Below are 12612 nucleotides of genomic sequence, written 5' to 3'. Positions count from 1 at the left end.
GGTTAGCCGATATTTCGATTTTTTGTCATCCCAGTTCAGACGGTGTTTTCCGAGGGTGCTGCGGCTCGCGTCACAGGTTTTCGGGATTGCCTGGCGGAGACCTCTCCGGTAAGTTCTGTGTACGTGGCGGAGACCTCTCCGTCACTTCATTCTCCTCGGTGGGGGCCGTTCCTTCGGGTTCGACGGCCCCGCACCGGGTCACAGCACCTGTCCCTAAGGACCCGCCATGCAAGACAACGCCACTTCCCTGCGGATCGGTGTCATCGGCGCGACCACGGGCATCGGAGCGCTCATCGCCGCCGAAGCCCGTCAGCGAGGGCACGACGTGTGCGACATCCGCCGCGACCCCCTGGAGATCGGCTACGGCGACCTCGACGGCCTGGACGTCCTCGTCAACGCCCACCAGGCCCAGGTGGGCCGCGAACGCGACCACATAGAGGTCGACCGCCACCTGATCTCGCTGCTCACCGGAACCCCCGTGCGGCTCCTCGTGGCCGGCAGCCACGGACACCTGTACGCCGACGAGTCCAGGACCGCCACCTACTGGCAGAGCAGGATGGCCCGCGGCCCCCTGCGCGACCTGGCGCGCTCCCTGGAACGCGCCTACTTCCTCTACCAGATCAGCCTCGACCTGCGGTGGACCTACCTGGCCCCGCCGGTCGAACTCGTCAGCGAGGGCGAGCGCACCGGCCGCTACCGGACCGGCGGCGACGTCGTCCTCACCGACGAGCACGGGCGCAGCCGGCTCAGCGACGCCGACTACGCCGTCGCCTTCGTCGACGAGATCGAGACCGACGCCCACTCCGGACGGCTCTACACCGTCGCCGCCTGACCGCCGGCGGTCCTCCCCACGTGCGGCGGGGAGGACCGCCGGTGCCCCCGCGGGCGCTCAGTCGTGCCAGGTGCCGTCGGTGCAGCGCAGGGGGTGCAGGCTCAGCGCCGTCCACAGCTCCAGCCGGGTCCGCGGATCGGACAGCGGGCGGCCCAGCACCCGCTCGGCGGTGCGCAGCCGCGCCCGCAGCGTGTTGCGGTGCACCCCCAGGTCCCGGGCGGTCCCCTCCACCTGCGCCCCGGAGTCCAGGTAGTGCCGCAGGGTGTGCGCCAGCTCCGTCCCGTTGCGCACGTCGTGTTCCAGCAGCGGCCCCAGCACGGCCTCGGTGAACGCCCGCGACCCGCTCTCGGGGACCGCCGACCGCAGCAGCGCCCAGGCGTCCGCCTCGTCCACGTGCCGGTACCCCTGCGGGGGGACCGCGTCGCGGGCCCGGGACACCGCCGAGGCCAGGTCGGCCGGCCCGCGCGCCCGGCAGGCCCCCGCCGCCGGCACCCCCGGCAGCAGTGCGAGCAGGCGCTCTCCGGCGTGCGGGCGGCCCGTGTCGGGCAGCACCGCCACCAGCACCCCGTCCAGCGGGCACAGCCCCGTGCTCTGCGCGGCACCGGTGTCCCCGAGCACGTCCACCAGGGCGTCCGCCGCCGCGTCCAGCGCGCTCGGCGTCCCCGGAGCGGGGTCGCGCTCCCCGCCGGTCCGATAGCAGACCACCTCCCAGGGCGGGGGCGGCAGCGTGAGCGGAACGCCCACCGGCCCGCCCAGCACGGCGGCCCGCAGCAGCGGGGCGCGTTCGCGGAAGATCGCCCGGCGCGCGTCGCGCGAGTGCAGCAGGTCCACCGCCAGCAGCGACGCGGCGTGGTTGGCCAGCACCCGCACGCTCGTGGAGGGGGCGGCGCAGCGCAGCGCCAGCCACCCCAGCGTCCGGCCGGTGGTGCCCAGCGTCTGCAGCAGGATCACCCCCTCGCCGTCCGCCGCACCGCCCGTCCCTGGGCCCGTGCCGTCCGCCTCGGCGGCGCCCGGACCGTCCGCGCCCGCCGTGCCCCGGCCGTCCCCGGCCAGGACCCGCATGCCCGGCGTGCCGCCGGACCCGGCCACCGCGGCGCGCACCGGCGCGTGCCAGGCCGGCTCGGCGTCCGGGACGGCCCGGCTGGTCATCCCGTTGCGGTCCAGCAGCAGGCACTCCCCGGACGCCGCCGACGCCAGCTCGTGCATCACCCCCGCCGGCCCCGAGCGCAGCGCCGCCCGCGCCATCGCGTCCTGGGCGGCCAGCACCCTGCCCTGCTCCCGGCTCCGCTCGGCGGCGTAGTGGTCGGCCACGGTCTCCACCACGGCGATGAACGACGTCTCGCCCTCCACCCGCAGCACCGGGAAGCCGAGCCGGTCGCCCTCGTCCAGCACCTCCGGCGGGATCGTCCCGCCCAGCCACACGTCGATGGCGAAGGCCAGCGCCGCGCACCCCGCCCGGTGCAGCCGCCGGACATAGGCGCGCCGCTCCTCCTCGCCGGACCCCAGGCCCAGCCCCACGGTCAGCACCAGTTCGCCGCCGCGCAGCCAGCGCACCGGGTCGGGCAGTTCGGTGACGTGCGCCCAGCGCACCACCCGGTCCAGCTCCGGGGACCCGGCCGAGGCGTACACCTCCAGGTGCGGTGCCGAGGTGATGTCGCGGACGGTGATGCTCACGGCTGCTCCCGGGTCCCGGTCGTGCGTCCCGGCGGCGCGCGGTGGGACCGACTGTGCGCGCCGCACTTTTGTCACGGTACGCCCTGTGCGGAACATCCCGGCGCCGGTGACAGGGGAGTGTCTACGGTCACAACAACACCTGAGCAGCGCCCGACGATCGCGCCACACGCAACCGGAGTTCCCATGTCAGAGCGGACCGCCCCCACGTCCTCGCACCCCGCGCGTGCGGCCGTGGCGGCCTTCGTCGGCACCACCATCGAGTGGTTCGACTTCTACGTCTACGCCACGGCCGCGGCCCTGGTCTTCGCCACCCAGTTCTTCCCCGCCGGGACGGACCCGGTCGTGGGCCTGATGGCCTCCTTCGCGACCTTCTCCGTCGGCTTCTTCGCCAGGCCGTTGGGCGGCCTGGTCTTCGGCCACTACGGCGACCGGCTCGGCCGCAAGTCGGCCCTGGTCATCACCCTGCTCATGATGGGCGTGGCCACCTTCTGCGTCGGCCTGCTGCCCACCTACGAGCAGGTCGGGTTCCTCGCCCCGCTGCTCCTGGTGGTGCTGCGGTTCGTGCAGGGCATCGCCGTCGGCGGCGAGTGGGGCGGCGCCGTCCTCATGGCGGTCGAGCACGCGCCCGAGGACCGCAAGACCTTCTACGGCTCCTTCGCCCAGCTGGGCAACCCGGCCGGCGCCCTGCTGGCCACCGGCTCGTTCGGCCTCATCGCCGCCTGGAACGCCGACGCCCTCCACGACTGGGCCTGGCGCCTGCCGTTCCTGGCGTCGGTGCTGCTGGTCCTGGTCGGCCTGTTCATCCGCCTCAAGGTGGAGGAGTCCCCGGTCTTCGAGGCTGCGCAGCAGAAGGGCGCGCCCACCGAGCTGCCCGTGCGCGAGGCGCTGCGCACCTCCTGGCGGCCGCTGCTGCTGGGCATCGGGATCCTGCCGGTCGCGGTCGGCGGCTACTACATCGTCACCACCTTCCTCCAGGGGTACGGGGTCACCGAGGTCGGCATCAGCGAACAGGTCATTTTGAACGGCCTGAGCCTGGCCGCGTTCGTGGAGCTGGTCGCCACCCTGGGGGTGTCCTGGCTGGGCGACCGCTTCGGCACCGTCCGCGTGGTCACCATCGGCCTGGTCGGCGTCATCGTCCTGGCGATCCCGCAGTTCCTGGTCCTGGAGACCGGCAGCGTCGGCCTGATCTTCCTGTCGCTGTGCGTCATGCGCCTGGCCATGGCCGCGGTCTACGGCCCGATCGCCCGGGTGCTCGCGCAGATGTACCCGCCGCGGGCCCGCTACACCAGCATCTCCATCGCCTACCAGGTCGCCGGCGCGATCTTCGGCGGCCTGTCGCCGCTGGCCTGCACCGCGCTGTACGCGGCGACCGGCAGCATCCTGCCGGTGGCGGGCCTGCTGATGGCGATGGCGGTGGTCAGCATCATCTGCCTGGCCAACGCGCCCCGGCACCGCGACGCCGACCTGCTGGAGTCCGCGTCGGCCTGAACCGGGCGCACCCCCCGACACCCCCCGAACCGGAAGCACCGATCGACGTTCTTCCGTCCCCCCGGGCGGGCCGGCCGTCCTCCGGCCCGCCCCGGGGCTCCCACCCGCATCCGAACCGAGGAGGAAGCCGTGTCCGGCCTGCTCATCCACAACGCCGCCGTCCTGACCATGGACGACTCCCGCCCCCGCGCCGAGGCACTGGCCGTGCGCGACGGGCGCGTGCTCCTGGCCGGCACGGCCGAGCAGGCCCGCGCCGCGGCCGGGCCCGGCGCCACCGAGATCGACGCGGGCGGGCGCACCGTCCTGCCCGGGTTCATCGACCCGCACAACCACCTGCTGTCCACCGCCGAGTCCCTGGCCGCCGTGGACGCCCGCTACCCCCGGGTGGGCAGCGCCGCCGAGCTGGTCGCCGCCGTCGCCGCCGAGGCCGCCCGCACCCCGGCCGGGCAGTGGATCCGCGCCTTCTCCATGGACGACGCCAAGTACCCCGGGGGCCGCCCCACCCGACGCGACCTGGACGCGGCCACCACCGAGCACCCCGTCATCGTCTACCACGTGTCCGGTCACCAGGCCGTCGTCAACTCCGCGGCCCTGGCCTGGAGCGGCATCGGCGAGGACGTGCCCGACCCGGCGGGCGGCTCGTTCGTGCGCGACGAGGGCGGCCGCCTCACCGGCATGGTCACCGACGCCGCGATGGAGCTGCTGCTGCCGCTGGCCGTCGACATCGGCTGCCACGGGCCCAACTTCCACACCGACCTGCCCACCGAGCACCTCCTGGGCTGGCTGTCCGACGCCGCCCGCCCCTACCTCTCCGCCGGCGTGACCACCGTGTGCGACCCGCAGGTGTCGGCGCGCGAGCTGCGCGTGTACCGGGCGGCGCGGGACGCCGGGACGCTGCCGCTGCGCACCTTCGGCATGCCGCTGTCCCACCAGCTCGACGCCCTCACCCAGGCGGGGCTGGCCTCGCCGTTCGGCGACGACTGGCTGCGCCTGACCGGCATGAAGTTCTACTCCGACGGCACCCTGCTGGGCGGCACCGCCAAGTTCACCGTCCCCTACGGCGAGCGGGGCCAGTTCGCCGGGAGCCTGTACCACCACCCCGACCAGCTGGTGGACCTGGTGACCCGGGCCGCCCGCGAGGGCTGGCAGGTGGCGATCCACACCCAGGGCGACGCCGCGATGGAGCACACCCTGGCCGCGATCGCGTCGGCGGCGAAGGTGTCCGGGCCCGACCCGCGCCCGCGGGTGGAGCACTGCGGGTACCCGACGGTGGAGCAGGCCAAGCGGTTCACCGAGTACGGGGTCATCCCGGTCAACCAGCCCAACTTCCTCTACGACAGCGGGCGCGACTTCCTGCGCCGCCTGGGGGACCGGGCCCACCGGCTCCAGCCGATGCGCGAGGAGCTCGACCTGGGCCTGCGCCCGGCGCTGTCCAGCGACGCGTTCGTCTCCAGCCTGCGCCCGATGGACACCATCGCCAACGCGGTGGGGCGCACCACCCGCGAGGGCGACGAGATCGGCGCCGACCAGGCGGTCACCCTGCACGAGGCGCTGCGGGCGCACACCCTGGACGCCGCCCACGCGGTGGGGATGGAGGACCGGCTCGGCGCCCTCCGGCCGGGGTACCTGGCCGACGTCGTGGTCCTGGACCGCGCCGTCGAGGGGCTGGGCCCGGATGAGCTGCGTTCGGTGAACGCCTGGCTGACCGTGCTGGACGGGAAGGTCGTCCACCGGGCCTGAGGCCCGCGCATCCCCGAGTCCGGGAAAGGGGCGGGCCCTCCCGGCCGGGGACCCGCGGGGGAACGGGGGCGTCCCCGCCCGCGCTGTGCGCGCGGGCGGGGACACCGGGGAGGGGGTGGGCGGGACGACTAGCTGGTGCGGATCCGCACGCCCCACGAGTTCACCATCGGCAGGACCTCCTGGTAGTAGGTGGTGCCGCCGCTGGAGCAGTTGCCGGAGCCGCCGGAGGTGACGCCCTGCGCCTGCGAGCCGGAGATGAAGGAGCCGCCGGAGTCGCCGGGCTCGGCGCACACGTTGGTGCGGGTGAGCGCGTTCACGGTGCCCTGCGGGTAGCGGACCGTCTGGTTGCGGGCCTGGATGGTCCCGCAGCGCCAGCCGGTGGTGGAGCCGGAGCGGCAGATCGCCGACCCGATCGGCGCCTGGGTGGTGCCGGTGACGGACTGGTAGGTGCCGTTGTAGCGGCTGACCAGGTTGGTCAGGGTGAAGTTCGAGGTGCCCCGCACGAACGCGGCGTCGTTGCCCGGGAAGACCGAGCGCTCGAAGGTGCCCTGGCCGTTGCCGATGGTCACGCCGGTGCCCACGGTGCCGCAGTGGCCCGCGGTGACGAAGCCCGGCTGGCCGGCGCTGTTGGTGGCGGCGAAGCCGACCGAGCAGCGGCCGCCCATGTAGTAGGCCAGGCCGCCGATGATGTCCGCGTACAGCTGCGGGGCCTCGTCGGTGGTGACGACCTCGACGGCGGAGGCGTCCACGTCGGCGTCGGCCAGGAGCGCGTCGACGTCGGTGCCCTCCAGGACCTCCAGGACGACGGTGTCGCTCGCGACGTCCGGGTACCAGCCGGTGACACCCTCGGGGGCGTCGGCCGCGTCGAGGGCCTCGACGACCTCGGCCAGGCCCTCGGTGCCGTACTCGACGACCTCGGCCTGCGCACCGGTCGCCTCGACCGCCGCGACGGCGTCGGCGCTGGTGACCAGGACGGTGAGGTCCTGGGTCTCGATGTCGTAGAGCGAGCCGCCGTAGGCGTCGCCGGCGGCCTCGGTCGCCTCGGCGTCGACGTCCAGGGCGTCCTCCTGGGCCTCCAGGAGCTCGGTGGCCTCGGCCTGGGTCAGGTCGAGGTCGCGGGCCAGTGCCTCCTGCATGGTGGCGGCGCTGTCATCGGCCACGGGGGTCTGTGGTGCGGTCGCCGCGTAGGCGCCGGGGGACATGGCGAGCACCAGGCCGAAGGCCAGGGCTCCCGTTCCGACGGCGGAGATAACGGGGGAGGGTCGCATGATCCCTACTCTCCAGGGGGATTGACGGGGGAATGGGCTCCCGTTCCGGTGGGGACGGGCGGCCCTTCCGCGGAGTGGGATTGGTCCACTCCGCGAAGCTCACCGAGACGCTCGGTAAACGATTCCAAACCATAAGTGGACACTTTGGCGAGGGAAAGACCCGCTTTCTCCGGAAAGCGCCCAAGTGGCAAGGGGATCATCCGATGAGACGGGGTCCCGCGGTGGCTGTTGGTAGTCGAATGTTGAACGACCTGTATTTTTCCGCAGTCGTCCGGTTACCCTGCGCGTAAAGCCGGGTGCCGCAAGGGGGGTTCCCTGGCCGGATCCGGTCACGGGACCCCGTCCCCTTCGTGACCGCGTGGCTACACGGCGGTAACAACCGAGGTCACGGTGCCGCCGCCCGCGGAGGCGCGACCGGTCCCGGATCGGCCGGGGGCGCGCCGGGGCGAGGGGGCCGGAACGAGGAGGGGCCGGGCCGCGGCCCGGCCCCGTCGCGGAGGGCCTACTCCCGGAAGGGGGCCGTCACGAGGTCACCAGGGTCAGCCCCCACATCGCCAGCAGGGGGTTCACCTCCTGGCCGAACGTGGTGCACCCGCCCCCGGGCGAACCGGAGCCGCCCGAGACGATCCCCTGGGCCTGGGCCCCGGCCACGATGGGCGCGCCCGAGTCCCCGGGGCCCGCGCACAGGTTCGTCCGGAACAGGCCGCGCACGGTCCCCTGGGGGTAGCTCACGGTCTGGTTGCGGGCCTGGAGGGTGCCGCACTGCCAGCCGTAGGACGGCGAGGACATGCACAGCGCCGACCCCACGGGGGCGGGCGTGGAGCCCGCCACCTCCAGGTATGCGGTGCTGTAGCGCTCGACCAGGTTGGTCACCACCCAGGGCGGGGAGACCTGCACGAACGCGCCGTCGGAACCGGGGAAGACCGAGTGCCGGAACACGCCGACGGGACCGTCGGGGCCCTGGAGGACGTCCCCGGGGCGGCCGCAGTGGCCGGCGGTCAGGAAGCCCTCGACGCCGTCGCCGCGCGCCGAGAAGCCGATGGTGCAGCTGCCGCCGTAGGCGGTGAAACGGTGGCCGCCGATGATCCGCCCGTAGGTCGACGGCCGGGCGGCCTCGACCAGGCGCACCGCGTCGTCCGGCACGCCCAGGTCGGCGGCGGACACCCCGGAGCCGGGGAGGACCTCCACCACGACGGCGCCGGCCTCGGGGTACCAGCCGACGACGCCCTCGGGGGGCTCGGCGGCGTTCAGCGCGCGGACGGCCTCGTCCGGGTCGCCGTCGACGACCTCGGCCGCGGCGCCCAGCGCCTCGACGGCGGCCACGGCGGACCCGTCGGTGACGTGGACCGTCAGCACGCGCGTCCGGACGTCGAACACCGACCCGGCGTAGGCGTCCAGGTCCGCGGCCGCGGCGTCGATCTCCGCGGCCCGGGCCTGCGCCCGCGGCAGCCCGTGCGCCTGCTCGGCGGTCAGGCCCAGGTCCCGGACCAGCGCGTCCTCGACGGTGTCGGCCGCCGCGGGGCCGGCCGACGCGAGCATCGCGGCGGCCAGGCCCAGCGCGGCCAGAGCGGGGGAGTGCTTCATGGGGGTGACTTCCTTGTGGGAAGGGGCGGGGGGAGCGGGCCCCGTGGGCCCGTGACCCCGGGTATTCCCGCTTTTCCGTTCGGTCACCACCTGGGATCATCCGAGCACCGGCCCGCAGCGCCCGGTCCGGCCGAGCCCTCGCGCGCCCGCGCCCCCGGCCTGACGGGCGCCGCCGCAGGGCCGGTCACGGCGCGACGCGCCCGGGAGCGGGGGCCGCCGGTGCGGATTCCGGCCGCGCGTACGCCCCGTGGTTCGAGGTAACCAGCCGGTATCGGGCTCCGGGAAGTGGGTTGAGGTGCCCGGTGTTGGGCCAAGATAAGGGCGAGAGCCCCGAACGGGAGGTAGCAGGTATGGCGAAGGACACCGGCGGTCAGAAGCACGCGTCGCGCCGCGACGAAGAGGTAGAAGAGGTCGAGGCCTCCGCCGACGTTCAGGAGCGCAAGGACCAGCTGGACGAGGACGTCGACGACATCCTCGACGAGATCGACGACGTGCTGGAGAGCAACGCCGAGGACTTCGTCCGGCAGTTCGTGCAGAAGGGCGGACAGTAGCCCGGCGGCCCGGCCCCGCGGCGGTTCGCTGACAGCGCACCGGCGATGCCGTCGGCGCCGCCGCGGACCCGGCTAGGGTCTGATCCGAGAAGACTGAGGACGAGGCGTCCCGCCCGCGTCGGGGCGGGGCGCGAGTGGAGGGAGTCGCGTGTTCGAAGGGTTCGAGGGCAAGGGGTTGCCCGCCGCTTTCATGAGTGCGGGGACCTCGTCCTTCACCGAGTTTCTCCGGGAGGTCAGGCCTGAACTGATGCCCGGCCACGGACTGTCGGCACAGGCGCAGGGGGCCGCCGCCGAGCACCTCGCCCCCGACGCGACGACGATCGTCGCGCTGACCTTCCCCGGGGGCGTTCTGATCGCGGGCGACCGGCGCGCCACCCAGGGCAACGTGATCGCCAACCGCGACATGGAAAAAGTTTATCGAACGGACGAGTTCTCCGCGGTGGCCATTGCGGGCTCCGCCGGCTTCGGTATCGAATTGGCCCGTCTCTACCAGGTGGAACTGGAGCACTACGAGAAGATGGAGGGCCGCTCGCTCTCCCTCGAGGGCAAAGCGAACAAGCTCGCGCAGATGGTCCGCGGCCACCTCGGCCTGGCCATGCAGGGCTTCGTCGTGGTCCCCCTCTTCGTCGGCTTCGACGAGAACGAGGGCCGCGGCCGCGTCTTCAGCTACGACGCGACCGGCGGCCGCTACGAGGAGCAGCGCTACTACTCCATCGGCTCCGGGTCGGTCTTCGCCAAGGGCTCCATCAAGAAGCTCTACCGCGATGACCTCACGGAGACGGACGCCGTCAAGGCCGCCCTGGAATCCCTCTACGACGCGGCCGACGACGACTCCGCCACCGGAGGCCCCGACCTGCACCGCAGGATCTTCCCCCTGGTCGACGTGATCACCGCGGACGGCCACCGCCGCCTGCCCGCCGAGGACGTCGCCCGCCTGGCGACCGAGGTGGTCGAGGGGCGCGCCGTCCACCCGGACGGCCCCACCGCCCCCCTGGCCTGAGCCGCCGGCCCGGCCCCACCCGCCCCATTGGACTTCTAGGTAAGGAAACGATCCGCGGTGTCGATGCCGTTCTACGTCGCCCCCGAACAGCAGATGAAGGACAAGGCGGACTACGCGCGCAAGGGCATCGCGCGCGGCCGCAGCGCCGTCGTCCTGCAGTACGAGGGCGGCATCCTGCTGGTGGCGGACAACGTCTCCCGCACACTCCACAAGATCAGCGAGCTCTACGACCGCATCGCCTTCGCGGCGGTCGGCCGCTACCCCGAGTTCGAGAACCTGCGCCTGATGGGCGTGCGCTTCGCGGACGTGCGCGGGTACCAGTACGACCGCCGCGACGTCAGCGGGCGCCAGCTCGCCAACATCTACGCCCAGACCCTGGGCACGGTGTTCAGCGAGAGCCTCAAGCCCTGGGAGGTGGAGATCGTCGTCGCCGAGGTCGGCGACACCGCCGACGGCGACGAGATCTACCGCATCACCTTCGACGGCTCCATCGTCGACGAGCAGGGGTTCGTCGCGGTGGGCGGGTCCTCCGACCACGTCTCCCAGGCGCTCAAGGACCGGTTCTCCGCGACCGCCTCCCTCGCTGCCGCGCTCAACGCCGCCACCCACGCCCTGGCCAGGGAGAACGGCGAGGAGCGCGAGCTGGAGGCGGCCAACCTGGAGGTCGCCGTCCTGGAGCGCTCCAGGGAGCACCGCAAGTTCCGCCGCATCCAGGGGCAGCGCCTGGTCTCCCTCCTCCAGGAGGGGCGCGGCGGGGCCGCCCCCGGCGGTACCACCACCGAGGACGACGCATAGCAGAAGCGGTGCGGCGCCCCGCGGGCGCCGCACCGGCCGGCGGACGACGCGGCCCCGTCGTCCCGGGCCGACGGTGACGGGAAGTTGGTGAGGCCGCGTGGAACGACGGATCTTCGGGCTGGAGAACGAGTACGGGGTCACGTGCACCTTCCGGGGACAGCGCCGGCTGTCGCCGGACGAGGTCGCCCGCTACCTCTTCCGGAGGGTGGTCTCCTGGGGGCGCAGCAGCAACGTGTTCCTCCGCAACGGCGCCCGCCTCTACCTGGACGTGGGCAGCCACCCCGAGTACGCCACCCCCGAGTGCGACAGCCTCGTGGACCTGGTGGCGCACGACAAGGCCGGCGAGCGCATCCTGGAGGGGCTGCAGGTCGACGCCGAGCAGCGCCTGCACGAGGAGGGCATCGCCGGGGACATCTACCTGTTCAAGAACAACACCGACTCCGCCGGCAACTCCTACGGCTGCCACGAGAACTACCTCGTGGGCCGGCACGGGGAGTTCGGGCGGCTGGCCGACGTGCTCATCCCCTTCCTGGTCACCCGGCAGATCATCTGCGGGGCCGGAAAGGTCCTGCAGACCCCGCGCGGCGCCCTGTACTGCGTCAGCCAGCGTGCCGAGCACATCTGGGAGGGCGTCTCCTCCGCCACCACCAGGTCCCGGCCGATCATCAACACCCGCGACGAGCCGCACGCGGACGCCGAGCGCTTCCGCCGCCTGCACGTCATCGTCGGCGACTCCAACATGAGCGAGACCACCACCCTGCTCAAGCTGGGCTCCACCGACCTGGTGCTGCGGATGATCGAGGCGGGCGTGGTCATGCGCGACTACACCCTGGAGAACCCGATCCGGGCGATCCGCGAGGTCAGCCACGACATGACCGGCCGCCGCAAGGTGCGCCTGGCCAACGGGCGCGAGGCGGGCGCGCTGGAGATCCAGCGCGAGTACCTGGAGAAGGTGCAGAGCTACGTCGACCGGCACGGCACCGACGCGACCGGCAAGCGGGTCCTGGAGCTGTGGCAGCGCACCCTGGAGGCGGTCGAGACCCAGAACCTGGAGTCGGTCTCCCGGGAGATCGACTGGGTCGCCAAGTACATGCTGCTGGAGCGCTACCGCGCCAAGCACGACCTGTCCCTGTCCTCGCCCCGGATCGCCCAGCTCGACCTGACCTACCACGACATCCACCGCGACCGCGGCCTGTTCTACCTGATGCAGAACCGCGGCCAGATGGAGCGGGTGGTCGGCGACCTGAAGATCTTCGAGGCCAAGTCGGTGCCCCCGCAGACCACGCGGGCCCGGCTGCGCGGCGAGTTCATCCGCCGCGCCCAGGAGCAGCGCCGCGACTTCACCGTCGACTGGGTGCACCTCAAGCTCAACGACCAGGCGCAGCGCACCGTGCTGTGCAAGGACCCCTTCAAGTCGGTGGACGAGCGGGTGGAGAAGCTCATCGCCGGGATGTGACCGGCGGCACCAGCGGCCCCGGCGGCGTTCCCCCGCCGCCGGGGCCGTGCCGTGCCCGCCGTCGGGACCGCCCCGCAGTGGGGCCGGAACGCCTCCCGGCGCTTTCGAAAGGGGCGCCGCGCAGGGCCGCGGTGACCTTTTGTTACCGATGTTCCGCCTCGGGGGGAGGTGGTGGAGGTCGCGCTTTTCGGTAGTGTGACCCTGTCCCGAGCCGGAAAACAGAG

10 protein-coding genes are annotated in these 12612 nt (G+C 73.1%); 7 read left to right on the top strand and 3 right to left on the bottom strand.

Going from position 1 to position 12612, the window contains the following annotated elements; all coding sequences use genetic code 11:
* The first annotated feature begins 226 nt into the window (after positions 1–226).
* Positions 227–832, top strand: coding sequence for an NAD(P)-dependent oxidoreductase (locus KGD84_RS21150; protein WP_220562125.1), 606 nt, complete (start codon positions 227–229; stop codon positions 830–832).
* A gap of 57 nt (positions 833–889) precedes the next feature.
* Here KGD84_RS21150 and KGD84_RS21145 read toward each other — a convergent pair whose 3' ends face one another.
* Positions 890–2506, bottom strand: coding sequence for a PucR family transcriptional regulator (locus tag KGD84_RS21145; protein WP_220562124.1), 1617 nt, complete (start codon positions 2504–2506; stop codon positions 890–892).
* A gap of 183 nt (positions 2507–2689) precedes the next feature.
* Here KGD84_RS21145 and KGD84_RS21140 point away from each other — a divergent pair, with 183 nt between their 5' ends.
* Both KGD84_RS21140 and KGD84_RS21135 read left to right on the top strand, forming a co-directional pair.
* Positions 2690–3994, top strand: coding sequence for an MFS transporter (locus KGD84_RS21140; RefSeq protein ID WP_220562123.1), 1305 nt, complete (start codon positions 2690–2692; stop codon positions 3992–3994).
* 129 nt (positions 3995–4123) lie between these two features.
* A complete protein-coding gene (locus KGD84_RS21135; protein WP_220562122.1) occupies positions 4124–5734 on the top strand; it encodes an amidohydrolase in 1611 nt (536 codons plus the stop codon).
* Positions 5735–5862: 128 nt separating this feature from the next.
* Here the strand turns inward: KGD84_RS21135 and KGD84_RS21130 are convergent, their stop codons facing one another.
* Both KGD84_RS21130 and KGD84_RS21125 read right to left on the bottom strand, forming a co-directional pair.
* A complete protein-coding gene (locus KGD84_RS21130; protein ID WP_220562121.1) occupies positions 5863–7002 on the bottom strand; it encodes a S1 family peptidase in 1140 nt (379 codons plus the stop codon).
* A 522-nt stretch (positions 7003–7524) separates the two neighbouring features.
* The gene (locus KGD84_RS21125; RefSeq protein ID WP_220562120.1) at positions 7525–8586 is read right to left on the bottom strand and encodes a S1 family peptidase; all 1062 of its coding nucleotides are present in this window, start codon (positions 8584–8586) and stop codon (positions 7525–7527) included.
* Between the two features lie 350 nt (positions 8587–8936).
* On the opposite strand from KGD84_RS21125, the gene KGD84_RS21120 reads away from it, so the two are divergent.
* From KGD84_RS21120 to pafA, 4 genes are all read left to right on the top strand, one after another.
* Entirely contained in the window at positions 8937–9137 is a 201-nt protein-coding gene (locus KGD84_RS21120; protein ID WP_220562119.1) for a ubiquitin-like protein Pup, read from the top strand.
* A gap of 148 nt (positions 9138–9285) precedes the next feature.
* Positions 9286–10137 carry a proteasome subunit beta gene (gene prcB, locus KGD84_RS21115; RefSeq protein WP_220562118.1) on the top strand — a complete coding sequence of 284 codons (852 nt, stop codon included), beginning with the start codon at positions 9286–9288 and terminating at the stop codon, positions 10135–10137.
* Between the two features lie 57 nt (positions 10138–10194).
* Positions 10195–10932, top strand: a complete 738-nt coding sequence (gene prcA / locus KGD84_RS21110; protein ID WP_220562117.1) for a proteasome subunit alpha — start codon at positions 10195–10197, stop codon at positions 10930–10932.
* 97 nt (positions 10933–11029) lie between these two features.
* Complete coding sequence (pafA, locus tag KGD84_RS21105) at positions 11030–12388, top strand: Pup--protein ligase (protein WP_220562116.1); 1359 nt, start codon at positions 11030–11032, stop codon at positions 12386–12388.
* Positions 12389–12612: the final 224 nt, after the last annotated feature.

Source organism: Nocardiopsis changdeensis, from assembly GCF_018316655.1.
GTDB classification, from domain to species: domain Bacteria; phylum Actinomycetota; class Actinomycetes; order Streptosporangiales; family Streptosporangiaceae; genus Nocardiopsis; species Nocardiopsis changdeensis.
The sequence above is the reverse complement of the archived record's forward strand: the minus strand, read 5'-3'. Positions and strand labels throughout refer to the sequence as shown.

Coding starts and splice junctions, on each gene's coding strand:
- KGD84_RS21150 (WP_220562125.1), top strand. CDS start 227: ATGCAAGACAACGCCACTTCCCTGCGGATCGGTGTCATCGGCGCGACC.
- KGD84_RS21140 (WP_220562123.1), top strand. CDS start 2,690: ATGTCAGAGCGGACCGCCCCCACGTCCTCGCACCCCGCGCGTGCGGCC.
- KGD84_RS21130 (WP_220562121.1), bottom strand. CDS start 7,002: ATGCGACCCTCCCCCGTTATCTCCGCCGTCGGAACGGGAGCCCTGGCC.
- KGD84_RS21125 (WP_220562120.1), bottom strand. CDS start 8,586: ATGAAGCACTCCCCCGCTCTGGCCGCGCTGGGCCTGGCCGCCGCGATG.
- KGD84_RS21120 (WP_220562119.1), top strand. CDS start 8,937: ATGGCGAAGGACACCGGCGGTCAGAAGCACGCGTCGCGCCGCGACGAA.